General features: G+C 74.0%; 15 protein-coding genes. 6 read left to right on the forward strand and 9 right to left on the reverse strand.

The genetic code is table 11. The features are described from left to right. Positions 1-5: 5 nt before the first annotated feature. Positions 6-743 (reverse strand): ACT domain-containing protein, encoded by a 738-nt coding sequence (locus tag H958_RS47225; protein WP_196807141.1) that lies wholly within the window; start codon positions 741-743, stop codon positions 6-8. A 43-nt stretch (positions 744-786) separates the two neighbouring features. Here H958_RS47225 and H958_RS0100575 point away from each other — a divergent pair, with 43 nt between their 5' ends. Continuing rightward, on the forward strand, positions 787-1,830 hold the full coding sequence (locus tag H958_RS0100575) for a glycosyltransferase (RefSeq protein WP_028057235.1): 1,044 nt from the start codon (positions 787-789) through the stop codon (positions 1,828-1,830). Here H958_RS0100575 and polX read toward each other — a convergent pair. Beyond that, entirely contained in the window at positions 1,813-3,561 is a 1,749-nt protein-coding gene (gene polX, locus H958_RS0100580) for a DNA polymerase/3'-5' exonuclease PolX (RefSeq protein WP_028057236.1), read from the reverse strand. The two genes, H958_RS0100575 and polX, sit on opposite strands and share 18 nt — an antisense overlap. A gap of 25 nt (positions 3,562-3,586) precedes the next feature. Between polX and H958_RS33935 the strand changes: the two genes are divergently transcribed. From H958_RS33935 to trxA, 3 genes are read left to right on the forward strand one after another with little or no spacing between them, the layout of a single operon-like run. Further along, positions 3,587-4,333, forward strand: a complete 747-nt coding sequence (locus H958_RS33935; RefSeq protein WP_081685469.1) for a polyprenol monophosphomannose synthase — start codon at positions 3,587-3,589, stop codon at positions 4,331-4,333. Further along, positions 4,323-5,021, forward strand: a complete 699-nt coding sequence (locus tag H958_RS0100590; RefSeq protein WP_028057237.1) for a stage II sporulation protein M — start codon at positions 4,323-4,325, stop codon at positions 5,019-5,021. Before H958_RS33935 ends, H958_RS0100590 begins: the two co-directional genes overlap by 11 nt. A gap of 44 nt (positions 5,022-5,065) precedes the next feature. Further along, on the forward strand, positions 5,066-5,392 hold the full coding sequence (trxA, locus tag H958_RS0100595) for a thioredoxin (protein ID WP_028057238.1): 327 nt from the start codon (positions 5,066-5,068) through the stop codon (positions 5,390-5,392). Between the two features lie 64 nt (positions 5,393-5,456). Here the strand turns inward: trxA and ileS are convergent, their stop codons facing one another. After that, complete coding sequence (gene ileS, locus H958_RS0100600) at positions 5,457-8,546, reverse strand: isoleucine--tRNA ligase (protein ID WP_028057239.1); 3,090 nt, start codon at positions 8,544-8,546, stop codon at positions 5,457-5,459. Between the two features lie 32 nt (positions 8,547-8,578). On the opposite strand from ileS, the gene H958_RS0100605 reads away from it, so the two are divergent. Then, entirely contained in the window at positions 8,579-9,043 is a 465-nt protein-coding gene (locus tag H958_RS0100605; RefSeq protein ID WP_156027568.1) for a hypothetical protein, read from the forward strand. Here H958_RS0100605 and H958_RS0100610 read toward each other — a convergent pair. From H958_RS0100610 to H958_RS0100635, 6 genes are read right to left on the reverse strand one after another with little or no spacing between them, the layout of a single operon-like run. After that, the gene (locus tag H958_RS0100610; protein WP_028057241.1) at positions 9,040-9,423 is read right to left on the reverse strand and encodes a hypothetical protein; all 384 of its coding nucleotides are present in this window, start codon (positions 9,421-9,423) and stop codon (positions 9,040-9,042) included. The genes H958_RS0100605 and H958_RS0100610 overlap by 4 nt on opposite strands. 46 nt (positions 9,424-9,469) lie before the next feature. Further along, positions 9,470-10,762 carry an MATE family efflux transporter gene (locus H958_RS0100615; protein WP_028057242.1) on the reverse strand — a complete coding sequence of 431 codons (1,293 nt, stop codon included), beginning with the start codon at positions 10,760-10,762 and terminating at the stop codon, positions 9,470-9,472. 4 nt (positions 10,763-10,766) lie between these two features. Next, positions 10,767-11,228, reverse strand: a complete 462-nt coding sequence (locus tag H958_RS0100620) for a (2Fe-2S)-binding protein (RefSeq protein WP_196807142.1) — start codon at positions 11,226-11,228, stop codon at positions 10,767-10,769. Further along, a complete protein-coding gene (locus tag H958_RS47230; protein WP_051323638.1) occupies positions 11,225-12,088 on the reverse strand; it encodes an FAD binding domain-containing protein in 864 nt (287 codons plus the stop codon). The genes H958_RS0100620 and H958_RS47230 overlap by 4 nt, the downstream gene beginning before the upstream one ends. Beyond that, positions 12,085-12,651, reverse strand: a complete 567-nt coding sequence (locus H958_RS47235) for a hypothetical protein (protein ID WP_028057244.1) — start codon at positions 12,649-12,651, stop codon at positions 12,085-12,087. Before H958_RS47235 ends, H958_RS47230 begins: the two co-directional genes overlap by 4 nt. Further along, positions 12,648-14,783 carry a xanthine dehydrogenase family protein molybdopterin-binding subunit gene (locus H958_RS0100635; protein ID WP_028057245.1) on the reverse strand — a complete coding sequence of 712 codons (2,136 nt, stop codon included), beginning with the start codon at positions 14,781-14,783 and terminating at the stop codon, positions 12,648-12,650. The genes H958_RS47235 and H958_RS0100635 overlap by 4 nt, the downstream gene beginning before the upstream one ends. A gap of 102 nt (positions 14,784-14,885) precedes the next feature. On the opposite strand from H958_RS0100635, the gene H958_RS47240 reads away from it, so the two are divergent. Continuing rightward, positions 14,886-15,725, forward strand: a complete 840-nt coding sequence (locus tag H958_RS47240; protein ID WP_028057246.1) for an alpha/beta fold hydrolase — start codon at positions 14,886-14,888, stop codon at positions 15,723-15,725. Positions 15,726-15,729 lie beyond the last annotated feature (4 nt).

Genomic DNA, 15,729 nt, shown 5'->3' on the forward strand with positions numbered 1-15,729 from the left:
AGGCCCTATGCCTGCGCCTCGGCCTCCACCTCGACCGTCCAGCGCGCGTCGAGCAGGGAGTGGACCCGCAGCATCGTCGACGCCGGGCGGATGTCGGCGAAGAGCTCGCCGTGCGCCGTCATCGCCTGCTCGGCGTCGGCTTCCGGCGTGAGCAGCGTCCGGGTGCGGACCACCTGGGCGGCCGACGCGCCGGCCTGCGCGAGCGCGTCGACGACGATCTCCCAGCAGCGCCGCGCCTGCTCGAGCGTCGACTCCGGACAGCTTCCGTCGGGCATCACGGGACCGGTGCCGGAGACGAGCACGCGGTCGCCGGCGCGGACGGCGCGCGAGAAGCCGATACGCGACTCGAACGGGCTGCCCGAGGAGACGCGCCGCCGGCGCGGCGGCGACTCGAGCGCCTCGAGCGCCTGCTCGACGTGCTCGGCCTTCACGAGCACGTAGTCGGTGTCGTAGGTCGAGATCGCGAAGATCGAGATGCCCGCCTGCGCGAGCGGGCCGGCGATCGACTCCAGCACCCCGGTCTGGCCGAACGGGATCGGCCCGGGCACCTTCAGCGCGCGCCAGCCGCCCTCGGCCTGCGTGTCCGGCGGCACCGCCTCCTCCGGGCAGACGATCGACAGCTCGTCCGGCGTGCGGGTGATCGAGCTCAGCGATCCATGCTCCTCCAGCGCCCACGACGGGATGCGCTCGACAGGGCGAAGGCGGCAGATCGCGAGCGGCTCGGGCAGCACGGTCAGCTTCATGGGCGGCAGGATGCCAGGCGGCGGCCCGCCAAGATGTCGGCCGATGACCGACGTCCTGATCGTGTCGCTGGGCGGCACCGCGGGCCTGCGTGAGGCGGACGCCGAGCTGGCGAGCTCGCTGCAGCGCGCGGGCGCGCGCGTCGTGGTCGCGCCGGCGGCGAGGCCGCGCGAGTGGCGCACGCTGGCGGGGATCGAGCTCGCGTGGGCGCTCAACGCCCGCCGGGCGGCGCGCGCCGCGATCGCCGCGCACCGCCCGCGCGCGATCCTGTACTCGTCGACGACGGCGGCGCTGCTGGGCCCGCGCACCGGCGCGATCCGCTTCGACGCCCCCGCCGCCGGCAACCGCCCGGGCCGCCACGGGATCTGGCAGCGGCGCGTCGAGCGCGCCCGCTTCGAGGACGCGACGCTGCTCGTACCGTGGAGCGAGGGCGGGCTCGCGGAGGCGCCGGAGCCGCACGCGGACGCGCTCGTCGTCCCGGTCCCCGTGTCGCCGTCGGGGCTCGTGGCCGAGCGCGACATCGCCGCGATCACCTACGGCGCCCACCCGGAGAAGAAGGGCCTCGACCGCGTGCTCGCGGCGTGGCTGCGCGACGGGCGCACGGGCGAGGAGCTGGTGGTCGCGGGCCTGGACGAGGCGCGCGGCGCGGCGTGGCTGGCGCGCGCGGCGGCGGCCCAGCCGTCCGGTGACGGGAAGCCCGGCCCTGACGGGACGCCCGCTCGCGCCGGATCGCCGGCCGTGCGCTTCACCGGCATGATCGCGCGCGCCGAATACCGCGCGCTCCTGCGGCGCGCCCGCGTCTTCGTCACCGCGCCGCGGCGGGAGGACTACGGCATCGCCCAGCTCGAGGCGCTCGCCGACGGCTGCGTCCTGGTCACGACGCCCTCGCCGGGCCCGTACGCGGCGCTCCCGATCGCGCACGCGCTCGACGCGCGGCTCGTCTCGGACGCCCTCCCCGTCCGGGCCGCGCTCGACGACCCGGCCGACGGCTACGCGGAGCGCGCCGCCGCCGCGCTCGCCGCGTTCAGCCCCGAGGCCGTCGACCTCGTCGTCGCCCGCGACCTGCTGCCGCTACTGCGCGCCCTTTGAGCGCTTCCTCAGCGCGGCGAACTCCGGCCACGGGCGCGTGTTGGCGACCTGCTCCGGCGTCAGCCACGCCCGCCGCGCCGTCGCGATCCCGTAGCGCAGCAGCTCGAAGTTGCGCGCCGAGTGGGCGTCGGAGTCGATCAGCACCTTCACGCCCGCCGCGGCGGCCGCGCGCGCATGGATCTCGTTCATGTCGCGCCGGTCCGGGGCGGCGTTGATCTCGATCATCGTGCCGGTCCGCGCCGCGGCCGCGATCACGCGGGTCATGTCGATCGCGTACGGCGGCCGCGTCTCGATCTTGCGCCCCGTCGGGTGGCCGATCGCGTCGACGTACGGGTGCTCGATCGCGCGGATCATGCGGTCGGTCATCGTCGCCTCGTCCATCCCGAACGACGTGTGGACCGACGCGATCACCCAGTCCAGCCGCGCGAGCAGCTCGTCCGGGTAGTCGAGCGAGCCGTCCGGGAGGATGTTGACCTCGGTCCCGGCGAGCAGCTGGATCGCGTCCAGCGAGGCGTTCAGCGCCGCGATCTCCTCGATCCGCTGCTCGAGCGCCTCGGCCGTCACGTGGTCGCCGAACCCGTGGCTGGCCGAGTGGTCGGTGATCGCGAGGTACTCGTAGCCGCGCGCGAGCGCCGCCTCGGCCATCTGCTCGGCCGTCTGGCGCCCGTCGCTCAGCGTCGTGTGGCAATGCAGGTCGCCGCGGATGTCCGACAGCTCGACCAGCCGCGGGAGCTCACCCTTGAGCGCCGCCTCGAGCTCGCCGCGCCCCTCGCGCAGCTCCGGCGCGATCCACGGCAGCCCGAGCCGCTCGTAGACGCCCTCCTCGGTCGCGCAGCGCGTCGTCTCGCCGGTCTCGTCGTCGAGCACGCCGTACTCGGAGATGTGCAGCCCGCGCCGGACCGCCCACTCGCGCAGCTGCACGTTGTGCGCCTTGCCGCCGGTGAAGTGCTGGAGCACGTTGCCGAACTGGTCCGGCGCGACCACCTTCAGATCGACCTTCATGCCCGAGTGCGTCACCACGCGAGCGCCCGCGTCGCCCGACGCGTGCACCGACTCGACCAGCTCGAGCTCGCGCAGCCGGTCGATCAGCGCCGCCGGGTCGCTCGCGGTGGCGATGATGTCGATGTCCTTGGCGGTGTCGCCGAGCCGCCGCAGCGAGCCGGCGATCTCGACGCGGTCCGCCGCGGGGTGATCGCGCAGCGCGCCCGCGATCTGCTCGGCCACCGGCAGCGCGCGCGAGAGCAGGATGCGCGGCGCCGGGCTGCCGCCCTCGTCGTGGTCGGCGAGCACGCGCAGCAGGTTCTCCTCGACCTTCGCGCCGAAGCCGCGCAGCGTGCGGATCTGCCCCGCCTCGGCCGCCTCGCGCAGCTTCTCGAGCGAGTCGACCTGGAGTTCGTCGTAGAGCAGCCGCGCGCGCTTGGGCCCGAAGCCCGGCAGGTGCATGACGGCGATCAGCCCGGCCGGGAACTTCGCGCGCAGCTTCTGCGCGGCGGGGATGTCGCCGGTCTCGTCGAGCGCGTGCAGCTTCTCCTCGAGCGTCTTGCCGATGCCCGGCAGCTCGGTCACGCGGCCGTCGCGCGTGAGCGCCATCACGGACACGGAGGCGTCGCGCACGGCCTTGGCGGCGGTGCGGTAGGCGATGACGCGGTAGGAGACCGCGCCGTCGAGCTCATACAGGTCGCCCAGCTCATCGAAGGCGGCGGCGATCTCGGCGTTCGTCTTGGTGCTCACGGCTCAAATAGGCTACGCGGCCTTAATGGCCGTCTGGGTGATCCTCCCGACCTACAACGAGGCGCAGAACCTCGAGGCGGTCGTACAGGGCGTGCGGGAAGCGCTCCCGCACGCGCGCGTCCTCGTCGTCGACGACGCGTCGACCGACGGGACGGGAGCGCTCGCGGAGTCGCTCGGGGCCGACGTGCTGCACCGGCCGTGCAAGGCCGGCCTCGGGCGCGCCTACGCGGCGGGCTTCGCGACCGCGCTCGCCGCCGGCGCGGAGCTCGTGATCGAGATGGACGCCGACCTCTCGCACGACCCGGCCGACCTGCCGCGGCTCGTCGCCGCGGCCGAGGCGGGCGCCGACCTGGTGCTCGGCTCGCGCTACGTCGCCGGCGGCGGCGTCGAGGACTGGGACGTCAAGCGGCGTGTGCTGTCGCGCTGGGGCTGCGGCTACGCGCGCCGCGTGCTGGGCGTGCAGGTGCGCGACCTGACCGGCGGCTTCAAGTGCTTCCGCGCCGCGACGCTGCAGGAGATCGACGCCACCGGCGCCGGGGCGCAGGGCTACGCGTTCCAGGTCGAGCTGACCTGGCGCGCCCTCTCGCTCGGCCTGGTCGTCGTCGAGGTGCCGATCCGGTTCCGCGAGCGCCGGCTCGGCGATTCGAAGATGTCCGCCCGCATCGCGCTCGAGGCGGCGTGGCGGGTTCCCGCGTTGCGCTTCGGACCGCGCCGCTGGCGGCCGCTCGGGGATCCGCCCCCGGCTGCCGATGCAGTGATGCATGAAGGCTGAGGAGCTCGCCCTCGTCCAGGGCTGGGACGACACGCGCGCCGCGCTGCGGCGCTGGAGCGGAGCCCCGTGGCCTGTGCTGGGGGGCTGGGCGCGCGGAGCGGCGGCGGTCACCGCGCTGCTGCTGCTTGCGACCTGGGCCGTCGCGTCGCTGAGCACGCCCGACCCGACGTTCTACGTCTATCCCGGCGTCACGGCCCCGGCCCGCGCGAGCGACTTCGGCTTCGTGCTGTTCCGCAACGGCCTCGTGCTCGCCCTGCACGCGCTGGCCTGCGTGGCGGGCTTCATGGCCGGGTCCTCGATGCCGCGGGTCGCGGCGGGCTACTCCGGCGTCTGGCGGCGGATCCACGAGCGCGCGGGACCGCTGGCGATCGGCTTCGTCGCCTGCGCGACGCTGTTCTCGCTCGGCACGCAGGCGTACACGCTCGGGCACTCCGCCGCCGATCTCTCACACCAGCTGGGGATCGACCCCGCGCTGCTGCTGATCGGGCTGCTCCCGCACGCGCTGCCGGAGCTGTTCGGGCTCTTCCTGCCGCTCGCGGCGTGGACGCTCGCGAGCCGCCGCGGCGCGTGGAAGGACCTGCTGGCGGCGACGTTCGTGACCACCGCGATCGCGATTCCGCTGATCGTGCTCGCCGCCGGCCTTGAGGTGTGGGTGTCGCCGCGGCTCGTCCTCGCGCTCGCCGGCTAGGCCGCTATACTTTTTGAAGCGATACGACCCTTCGAGAGGAATCAATGGCTGAGCACATCACCGATGTAACCGACAACAGCTTCCAGGCTGAGGTGCTCGAGTCCGACACGCCCGTGCTCGTCGACTTCTGGGCTCCCTGGTGCGGGCCGTGCCGCGTCGTCGCGCCGGCGCTCGAGGAGATCGCCAGCCAGCGCGAGGATCTTCGCATCGTCAAGCTCAACGTCGACGACAACCAGCAGACGGCTGCCAACTACCAGGTGCTCGCGATCCCGACGATGATCCTGTTCCGCAACGGCCAGGAGGCCAAGCGGATCCAGGGCGCCATGCCCAAGAAGCGCATCGAGTCCGAGCTCGAGCCCGCCCTCGCCTAACGGAGAGCCTTCGAGCGGGCGCCCTCCGGCTGCGGAGGGTGCCCGTTTTCGCGTTTGAGGGGGCCTACGCGCGGCGGACGGCGATCTGCAGCGCGCGGCCTTCGATCATGACCGGCTCAGCGCCGTCGGCGCCGTCGTAGTCGACGGTCAGCGCCAGCGTCTCGCCGGTGAGGTAGTCCTCGTACGCGCGTGCCGCCTCGAGCAGCTCGGCATCGCCGCCGAGGTCGAGCTCGATGCGGTCCTCGACGTCGAGCCCGGCGTTCTTGCGCGCGTTCTGCACCGCGTGCACGATCTCGCGCGCGAGCATCTCGCGGTGCAGCTCGGCGTCGAGCCCGAGCTCCAGGGCGACGGCGTGCGAGCCCTCGCGCTCGAGCTGGTAGCCCTCCAGCGGGCGCATCGCGAGCAGCAGGTCGTCGGCGCCGAGCTCGTGGTCGTGGCCGTCGACGGCGATCCCGACGCGGCCGCCGTTGCGCAGCGCGCCCGCCACATGGCCCGGGTCGAGCGCCGCGACCGCCGCCGCGACCTGCGGCATCTGCTTGCCGAAGCGCGGCCCGAGCGCGCGGTAGTTCGGCTTGACCTCGTAGGAGCCGAGCTCGTCGGCCTGCGTGACGTAGCGCAGCTCCTTCACGTTGAGCTCTTCGAGCACGAGGCTGCTGAGGCGCTCGATCGCCTCGCGCTCGGCACCCGCCGCCACGACCACGGCGGCCCGCAGCGGCTGGCGCACCTTCAGCTTCGACTGGCCGCGCGCCGCCAGGCCGAGGCGGACGGTCTCGCGCACGGTCGCCATGGCGAACTCCAGCGCCTCGTCGCGATCCCCGGCCTGCGGCCAGTCGGTGAGGTGGACGCTCGGCTCGGCGCCGTCGAGGTTGTCGTAGATCTCGTCGGCCATGAACGGGGTGAACGGCGCGAGCAGCTTCGCCACCTTCACGAGCGCCGTGCGCAGCGTGGAGAACGCGGCCGGGTCGCCGTCCCAGAAGCGGCGGCGCGAGCGCCGGATGTACCAGTTCGAGAGGTCGTCGACGAACGCCGCGATCGCGTGGCCGGCGCGCGTGGCGTCGTAGGCCTCCATCCGCTCGGTGACCTCCTCCACCGTGCCCGCGAGCCGCGAGAGCGCCCAGCGGTCGAGGTCGGTCGCCGGCGGCACGTCGCCGCGCCCGACGTCGTTGACGTTCGCATAGAGCACGTAGAAGCCGTACGTGTTCCAGAGCTGCAGCAGGAACTGGCGCAGCGACTCGCCGACGGTCTCGACGCTGAACAGGTAGCCGTCCCAGGGCTGCTTGGACGTCAGGTAGTACCAGCGGAAGGCGTCGGCGCCGTGGCGGTCCAGCACGTCCCACGGCTCCACCGTGTTGCCGAGCGACTTCGACATCTTCTTGCCCTCGGCGTCGGCGATGTGGCCGAGGCAGAGGACCGTCCTGAACGACGACTGGTCGAACAGCAGCGTCGAGATCGCGAGCAGGCTGTAGAACCAGCCGCGCGTCTGGTCGATCGCCTCGCAGATGTAGTCGGCGGGGAACTGCGTCTCGAGCTTGTCCTGGTTCTCGAACGGCGCATGCCACTGCGCGAACGGCATCGAGCCGGAGTCGAACCAGACGTCGATCACCTCGGGGACGCGGCGCAGCGGCTCGCCGCCGGTCGGCGAGGGGATCTCGACGTCGTCGACGTAGGGGCGGTGCGGGTCCTCGAGCGTCACGCCCGAGCGCTCGCGCAGCTCCTCGAAGGAGCCGATGCAGACGCTCTCGCCGGCGTCGTTGCGCCAGACGGGGAGCGGCGTGCCCCAGTAGCGCTCGCGCCCGAGCGCCCAGTCGACGTTGTTCTCCAGCCAGCGCCCGAAGCGCCCGTGCTTGATGTGCTCGGGGTGCCAATCGACCGTCTCGTTGGCCGCGAGCAGGCGGTCGCGCAGCTTCGAGGTGCGGATGTACCAGGTCGGCTTGGAGTAGTAGAGCAGCGGCGTGCCGCAGCGCCAGCAGTGCGGGTAGGCGTGGACGAAGCGCTCGGCGCGGTAGATGCGCCCGCGCGCGCGCAGGTCCTCGATCAGGTCGTCGTCGGCGTCCTTGACCCAGCGTCCCGCATACGGGCCGATCCGCTCGTCGTAGGTGCCGTCGGGCCGCACGGGGTTGATGACCGCGAGGCCGTTCTCCGCGCCGAGGCGGAAGTCGTCCTCGCCGAACGCGATCGCGGTGTGCACGATGCCCGTGCCGTCCTCGGCGGACACGAAGTCGCCGGCGAGGACCGTGTGGCCCTTCGCGCCGTACTCCTCGGCGGTGATGAAGCCGAACGGCGGCTCGTAGCCGGCGCCGAGCATGTCGCGGCCGTGGAAGCGGTCGGTGATCACCGCGCCCTCGCCGAGCACGCGCGCGGCGAGCGCCTCGGCGAGCACCTCGCCGGTCGAGGAGCGGACGTAGGTGAGCTCCGGGTCGACGGCGACCGCGGCGTTGGTGACCAGCGTCCACGGCGTCGTCGTCCACACGAGCAGCGTGTCGGTGTCGCGCAGGACGCCGGCCGGCTTGGTGATCGGGAACCGCACGTAGATGCTCGGGTCCTCGACGTCGCGGTAGCCCTGCGAGACCTCGTGGCTGGACAGGCTCGTGCCGTCGCGCGGGCAGTACGGGACGACCTTGAAGCCCTCGTAGAGCAGGTCCTTCTCCCACAGCTGCTTGAGCGCCCACCACACCGACTCGATGTAGTCGGTGTCGAGCGTGCGGTAGGGATGCTCGAGGTCGACCCAGTAGCCGATCCGCTCGGTCAGCCGGTCCCACTCCTCGAGGAACTCGAACACCGACTCGCGGCAGAGGCGGTTGAACTCGGCGACGCCGAGCTCCTCGATCTGCTGCTTGGACTCGATGCCCAGCTTCTCCTGCACCGCGATCTCGACCGGCAGGCCGTGGCAGTCCCAGCCGCCCTTGCGCTCGACGTAGTAGCCGCGCATCGTGCGGTAGCGGGGGAAGACGTCCTTGAACACCCGCGCGAGGACGTGATGAGAGCCGGGGCGGCCGTTGGCGGTCGGCGGGCCCTCGTAGAACACGAACGGCTCGGCGCCCTCCCGGCGGCGCATCGACTCGCGGAACACGTCGCGCTCGCGCCAGCGCTCGAGCACCTGCTCCTCGAGGCCGGAGAAGGAGACGTCCTTGGGCAGCGGGCGGTGGGGCGGCACGAATCCTGAGTCTAGGTGGGTACGTTCCAGGGATGCGGATGGGACGCGTGCTGGCGCTCGTGGCCACAGCGCTCGCGCTGTTGATCGGCGGGCTCGTGCTCGCCGTCTACCTGACCCGCGACGAGGACAACATCCAGGTCGACAACATCCTGTCGGAGAACTTCTCCAAGGCGGTCGCGCTGGCGGAGGACCCGCAGGAGGGGACCAAGGGGGTCGTCGACCTGCGGCAGGTGGCGAGCTTCTTCGACTGGGACTCGGTCCTCGCCGTGGCGCCGGGCGTCTCGCGCGACAGCATCTCGAACGCGCTCGGGCGCAAGTGGACCGGAATCGTCGGGGTCGACGCCGGCGAGCTGCTGATCTTCCTGCGCGGCGGAGACGTGGTGCGGTTCGCGAACTACCGCGGCACCGGGCATTTCGCGGGGTTGCGGCCGATCCAGGAGATCCAGCGCAACGACGCGGTGTTCCGCGTGCGCTCGCTGGTGGTCACATTGCGCTAGCGCGGCCGGTTGGCCTTGCGGGCGTTGCGCTGCGAGCGCCCCTTGGCGCGCGCCTTGGCCTTCGCCTGGCGCTTGTGCGCGTGCGGACCCTGCTCGCGCAGGCGCCCGAGCGCGGCGACCTCGTCCTCCGGCAGCGAGCGGCGCGCGTCGCGGAGGATGAACCAGCCGATGATCCCGAACCCGATCACGAGCGCGGCGCCGATGATGAACAGCGTCACCCGCCCCGTGTTGCTGTCGCCGGAGCTCGACACGGGCGTCGGTGTGGGCGTCTCCGTCGGCGCGGCCTGCGGCAGCGGGCCGAACGGGCTCTGCTGCGCGGCCGCCGGTGAGACAAGGGCGAGGGCGAGCACGGTGGTGAGGAGGGCGATCCGACGCGTCATGGGCGCGCAAAGGGTAGTGGTTTCGGCCCGCCCTCCGGAACCAGGATCATGCAGGCGCTCCGGTCAACGCCCAGCGCGAGCCGAGGAAGCGTGCGCCGCATGTGACCAATCTGACGGCGATCAGCGCGAGCAGGCCCCACCACACGCCCAGGATGCCCCAGTCCTCCCACAGCGCGAGCAGCGCGATCGGCACGTAGACGGCCGCCGCGGCGAGCATCCCCCACATCAGGTACCGGGTGTCGCCGGCGCCGATGAGGATGCCGTCGAGCGCGAAGACGGCGCCGTTGGCGGGCATCATGAGCGCGAACAGCGGCCAGATCTCATGCGCCTGGTGGATCACGGCGGGGTCGCCGGTGAAGAGCTTGGGGACGATGTCGCCGAGGGCGAGGAAGATCACCGCGAAGAGCGCGCCCACGGCGACCGACCAGCCGATCATCCGCGATGCGGCCGCCCTCGCACCCTGCGCGTCGCCGGCGCCGAGCATCCGGCCGACCATCACCTGCCCGGCGATCGCGATCGCGTCGAGGACGAGCGCGAGGAAGACCCAGAGCTGGAACGCGATCTGGTGCGCTCCGAGGCTGGCGGACCCGACGCGCGCGAGCACCGCCGAGCCCACGAGGAAGGAGCCGGTGAGCGCGGTCGTCCGGACCGCGATCTCCGAGCCGATGCGCGCGAGCGGGCGCATCTTGGCGAGGTGCGGGCGCTCGAAGCCCTTGCGCCGCTGGACCGCGACGAACGCGAGGGCCATGCCGAGCTGCGCGATCACCGTGCCCCACGCGGAGCCCTTCAGGCCCCAGTCGAAGCCGTAGACGAAGATCAGCTCGAGGCCCGCGTTGGTCACGTGCGCCGCGACGAGGATGAGCAGCGGCGTCTTCAGGTCAGACATCCCGCGCAGGAAGCCCTGGCCTGCCGAGGCGAGCATGAACAGCGGCCCGCCGAGCGCGGCGATCCGCAGGTACGTGACCGCGCCGTCATGGACCGCGCCCTCGCCGCCCATCAGGGTGACGGCGAGCGGGGCGGCCGCCTCGATCAGGATCAGCAGGGCGACGCCGATCGCGAGCGCGAGCCAGAGGGCCTGGCTGCCCAGCGCGGCGGCGTCGCGGTCGCGCCCGGCGCCGTGCAGCCGCGCGACCTGGGCGGTGGTCCCATAGGTGAGGAAGTTGAAGATCGTGAACGCCGTCGACATGACCGTCGCCGCGATCGCGAGCGCGGCGAGCTGGGTCGTGCCGAGGTGCCCCACGATCGCGGTGTCGACGAGCACGTACAGCGGCTCCGCCGCGAGCGCGCCGAGCGCCGGCAGCGCCAGGACCAGGATCTCGCGGTCGTAGCGGGAGCGCACGCCGCTAGACGTTAGGACGACGGGACTTCGCTACCGCCCGAACCATCCCCTCGTAGCCCGTGCAGCGGCACAGGTTGCCCGACAGCGCCTCGCGGATCTGCTCGCCGGTCGGGTCGGGCGTGTCGCGCAGGAACGCGTCGAGCGTCATCAGGATGCCCGCGGTGCAGAACCCGCACTGCAGCGCGTGCTCCTCGTGGAAGGTCCGCTGGAGCGGGTGGAGCTCCTCGCCGCCGGCCGCGAGTCCCTCCACGGTCCGCACGGAGGTCCCGTCGGCCTGGACCGCCAGCATCAGGCACGCGCGCACCGGCTCGCCGTCGACCTGCACGGTGCACGCCCCGCACGCGCCCTGCTCGCAGCCGACCTTCGTCCCGGTCAGCCCGCGCTCGCGGATGAAGTCGGCGAGCGAGGTCCGCGGCTCCGCGTCGCCCGCGTGGGGGACGCCGTTGAGGTGGAGCGAGATCCTCACGCGCCGGGCTCCGGGCGGGCGGGGCGCGGGGACGCGCCGGGCGCTCCGTCGGCGGGCCGCGAATCGCCGGAGGCCGGCGCCGCCGCGGCGAGCACTTCGCGGGCGAGCGCGGCGACGAGGGCGCGGCGGTGCGGGTGCTCGAGCGCCGCGGCGGCGAGCTCGGCCGCCTCGCGCTCGTCCGCGCCGTCGCGCAGCGCGGCCTCCGCCGCCGTGGCGCGCAGCGGGTGCGAGCCCGTGCCGAGGATCGCGATCGCCGCGTGACCCCGCGCGCGGACGACGGCGACGCCCGCGTCGGCGAAGCTGCCGTGGGTGCGCGCGTACTCGGCGAACGCGGTGCAGGCGCCGGCCGGAAGCGGCGGGACCTCGATCGCCGTCAGCAGCTCGTCCTCGGCGATCGCCGTCGTGAGCGGGCCGAGGAGCAGCTCGCGGACGACGCGCCCGCCGCGCGCCGAGCGCAGGTGGTAGCGGGCGCCGAGGGCGGTCAGCGCGACCGGGAGCTCTGCCCTCGGGTCGGCGTGCGCGACCGACCCCGCGACCGTCCCGCGCGAGCGCACGGCGGCGTGCCCGACGTGCCGGACCGCCTGCGCGAGCAGCGGCCAGTGGCGAGCGACCACCGGCGAGCGCTCGAGCGCGGCCTGCCGCACCGTCGCGCCGATCCACAGCGAGCCGCCGTCGCGCCGCAGGCGCCCGAGCTCGCGGACCCGGTTGACGTCGACCACCCGCGCGGGGCGCGCGATCCGCAGGTTGAGCATCGGCACGAGGCTCTGCCCGCCGGCGAGCACGCGCGACTCCTCGCCGAGCAGCCCGAGCACCTCCTCGACCGAGTCCGGCGCGGCGTACTCGAAGCGGGCCGGCTTCACCGGCGGCCCCGGATGATGCCGAGCACGGCGAGCCCCGCGGCGGCCGCGACCCCGACCCGCCGCACCCAGCGGCTCCGGTCGTCCTCGGGTCCCGGCGGCGCCTGGCCGGGCTGGAGGACATCCCGCGGCCGCGGCGTGATGACCTCCGAGGGGCCGGCGGGAACGAGCGCGGGCGCCGGCTGCGAGGCGACGGCCGGCGCGGGGATCGCGCTGCGGGCGCCGCCGGCGGTCGCCAGCGCGTAGGCGAGCGTGGTCGCGAGGTGGCCGAGCGCGTCCTCGGCCGTCGCCTCGTCGATCGCCGCGCCGCCGAGCCCGCTCCGGACCACGGCGGTGATCGCGAGCCGCTCCTCGAGCACCGTCACCGCGGCGGTGGCGGCGACCGTCGCCGCGCCCAGCGCGCCGTGCACCCGCAGCGTCGCCGTCCGCGCCTCGTCGTCGGCGTCCTCGAGCACCGCCGTGCCCTCGTACCCCGCCGCGCTCCCGCGCGCCGGAGGCAGGACCGCGAGCGCGCGCCACGCCTGGTCCGCGGGCGCGACCAGCGGCACCTCCCGCTCGAGCCTCACGACCCGCCTCCGGTGGACGGCGGAGCGCCGGCGGCGCGCCAGACCTTCTCCGCCGTGAACGGGGGATCGAGGTGGACGCCGAGGGCGTCGGCGATCGCGTTGGCGATCGCCGGTGGGACGCCGATCGCGCCGCTCTCGCCGATCCCCTTCGCCCCGAGCGGGTTCAGCGGCGACGGGGTCTCCACGTAGGCCGTCTCGATCGGCGGCACGTCGGCGGCCGTCAGCAGCGCGTAGTCGAGCAGCGACGACGAGGTGGGCTGGCCGTCCTCGTCGTGCACGACCTGCTCGGACAGGCTCGCGCCCAACCCCTGGACGGCGCCCCCGAGCACCTGGCCCTCGGCGAGCAGCGGGTTGATGATCCGGCCAGCGTCGTCGACGCCGACGAGCCGCCGGACCTCGACGGCGCCGGTCGCCCGCGAGACCGCGACCACCGCCGCGTACGCGCCCGAGGAGAACGCCTGCTCGGACGCGAAGCGCACCGACGCCGTCAACTCGCCGAGATCGCCCCAGCCGAGCGAGCGGTCCGACGTGAAGAAGCGCCCGTCGCGGAACTCGGCCCGGGCGCCCAGCCGCTCCGACGCGAGCGCGCGCCCCTGCGCCACCAGCTCGTCCACCGCCGACGCGACCGCCGAGCCGCCCATGGCGGTCGAACGGCTCGCGAACGAGCCGACGCCGTCCGGCAGCGCCGCGCTGTCCCCCGTAAGGATGTCGACGGCGTCCAGCTCGACCCCGAGCCGCTCCGCCGCGATCTGGGCGAACAGCGTGTGATGGCCCTGGCCGCTCGGCACCGACCCGGCGCGCACCTCGAAGCGCCCGTCCGCCGCGCGGATCTCCGCGCGCTCCCACAGCCCGCCCGAGCGCTCGACCGCCAGCGCCACCCCGGTCCCGACCGCCACCTCGCCCGCGCGCGACCGCTCCGGCCGCACGAGCGAGACCGCCGTGTCCAGGCAGCGCTCGAAGTCGCCCGAGTCGTACGTCCAGCCCAGCGGCGTGACGTACGGGAACTCTCGCACGAGGTTGCGCCGGCGCAGCTCGACGGGGTCGAAGCCCAGCTCGCGCGCCGCCGCGTCGAGCGCCGTCTCGATCAGGTAGTTGCCCTCCGGCCGGCCCGCGCCGCGGTAGGGCGCCGTCGGCACCTTGTTCGTCCGCGTGCCCGTGAGCATGACGTCGAACGCCGGGATCGCGTAGCAGCCGCTGAGCAGCATCGCCATCGTGTGCGGCGGCATCGGCGTGCTCGGAAGCAGGTACGCGCCGAGGTCGGAGAGCAGCCGCGCGCGCAGCGCCAGCACGCGCCCGTCCGCGTCCAGCGCCAGCTCGACGGAGCCGCGCGCGCCGCGCCCCTGCGGCGCCGAGAGGAAGTTCTCCAGCCGGTCCTCGGCCCACTTCACCGGCCGCGCGAGCTGCAGCGCCGCCAGCGCCACGAGCGGCGTCTCGACCGGGAGCGTCCCCTTGGAGCCGAACCCGCCGCCGACGTCCGGCACCACGACGCGGATCGTCTCCTCGGGGCGGGCGAGGATCTCCGCCAGCTGCGCCCGCGGCCGGTGCGCGCTCTGCGACGAGGAGTAGACGGTGAGCAGCTGCGGATGCGGGTCCACGATCGCGCCGCGCGGCTCCATCGGGACCGCCGCCACGCGCGGGATCACACGATCGGCGCGCGTGACGTGGGCGGCCGCGGCGAACGCGGCCGCGGCATCGCCGGCGACGCGGGAGAAGCGCAGCAGCGGCTCCCCCGCGCGCGGGTCCACGACGGCCTCGAGCGGCTCGTACTCGACCTCGACGCGCTCGGCCGCATCCTCGGCGGCGGCGCGCGACTCGGCCACGACCGCCGCGACCGGCTGGCCGACATAGCGCACGATGCCGTCGGCCAGCAGCGGATGCGGCGCGTCGGCGAGCTCGATGCCCGCCATGCCGTCCACCCGCGGCGGCCGGGCGCAGCCATGCAGATCCTCCGCCGTGATGACGGCGAGCACGCCGGCGGGCCGGCGCACCGCGAGCACCCGCGCGTGCGCATGGGGGCTGCGCACGAACGCCAGGTGGGCCAGCTCGGGCAGCACGATGTCGTCGAGGAACCGCGATCGCCCTCGCAGGATCCGCTCGTCCTCACGCCGGCGGATCGCCTGGCCCACGTACACGCGGGCGAGACTACCGACCGCGTTCGCCCCTCCGAGCCGTGGGAGTCTCGCCCTCTGGGCGATACTCCCTGCGAACCGAGCCCGCAGGGCGAGGATTCGCAAATGAAGCTGCGGCTCTACCACCACCCGGACGGCGCACGGATCGCGTATCGCGAGGCCGGGACCGGCCCGCCGCTCGCGCTGCTGCACTCGCGCGGGCTCTCGCACCGCGAGTGGGAGCCGGTGGTCGACGAGCTGTCGTACCGCTTCCGCGTCGTGCTCCCCGACCTGCCGCTGCACGGCGACTCCGAGGACCGCCCGCGCCACCCCTACACGCCTGAGTGGCTGACGAGCGTGCTCGTGGGCTTCCTGCTCGACGCCTGCGGGCCGCACCCGCTCGTCGCCGGCCATGACGCGGGAGCGCTGCTGGCCATGCGGGCGATCGCCGACGGCTCGCTGCGGCCGTCCAAGCTCGTGCTGATGCCGAGCGCGCTGCACCGGCGCCCGCAGCGCAGCACGTTCGAGCGCGTCGGCCGCGTGGCGGTGCAGGCCGCGGTCGTCCCGGGCTGCGACCGACTGCTCTCCTACGCGGGCGCCCTCGCGGTCCGGCCCAAGCGCGGCGATCGCATGAGCGTCACGGGCGCCCCGGGCGCGCGCGACCTCGTCCGCCACGCCGTCATGGACCTGGGCGGGAACGCCAACCGCGCGCGCTCGTGGGCGAAGGCCGCCAAGCGCTGGCCGCACGGCGCGCAGCGCGACCTGCTCGACGCCTACCCCGCGATGGACTTCCCCGTCCTGCTGCTGTGGGCCGACGACGACGCCGCGCATCCGCTCGCGATCGCCGAGGAGACGCTCGACCTGCTGCCCGACGGGCAGCTGCGCGTGCTGCCCCGCACCGGATTCCTGATCGCCTACGACGATCCGGTCGGGCTGGCACGCGAGCTGGTCGCGTTCTGCGGGTGAGCTA

Origin of the sequence: Candidatus Solirubrobacter pratensis (assembly GCF_000425945.1) — a bacterium.
Classification (GTDB): domain Bacteria; phylum Actinomycetota; class Thermoleophilia; order Solirubrobacterales; family Solirubrobacteraceae; genus Solirubrobacter; species Solirubrobacter pratensis.

Coding starts and splice junctions, on each gene's coding strand:
- H958_RS47225 (WP_196807141.1), bottom strand. CDS start 743: ATGAAGCTGACCGTGCTGCCCGAGCCGCTCGCGATCTGCCGCCTTCGC.
- H958_RS0100575 (WP_028057235.1), top strand. CDS start 787: ATGACCGACGTCCTGATCGTGTCGCTGGGCGGCACCGCGGGCCTGCGT.
- H958_RS33935 (WP_081685469.1), top strand. CDS start 3,587: ATGGCCGTCTGGGTGATCCTCCCGACCTACAACGAGGCGCAGAACCTC.
- H958_RS0100590 (WP_028057237.1), top strand. CDS start 4,323: ATGAAGGCTGAGGAGCTCGCCCTCGTCCAGGGCTGGGACGACACGCGC.
- trxA (WP_028057238.1), top strand. CDS start 5,066: ATGGCTGAGCACATCACCGATGTAACCGACAACAGCTTCCAGGCTGAG.
- H958_RS0100605 (WP_156027568.1), top strand. CDS start 8,579: ATGCGGATGGGACGCGTGCTGGCGCTCGTGGCCACAGCGCTCGCGCTG.
- H958_RS0100610 (WP_028057241.1), bottom strand. CDS start 9,423: ATGACGCGTCGGATCGCCCTCCTCACCACCGTGCTCGCCCTCGCCCTT.
- H958_RS47240 (WP_028057246.1), top strand. CDS start 14,886: ATGAAGCTGCGGCTCTACCACCACCCGGACGGCGCACGGATCGCGTAT.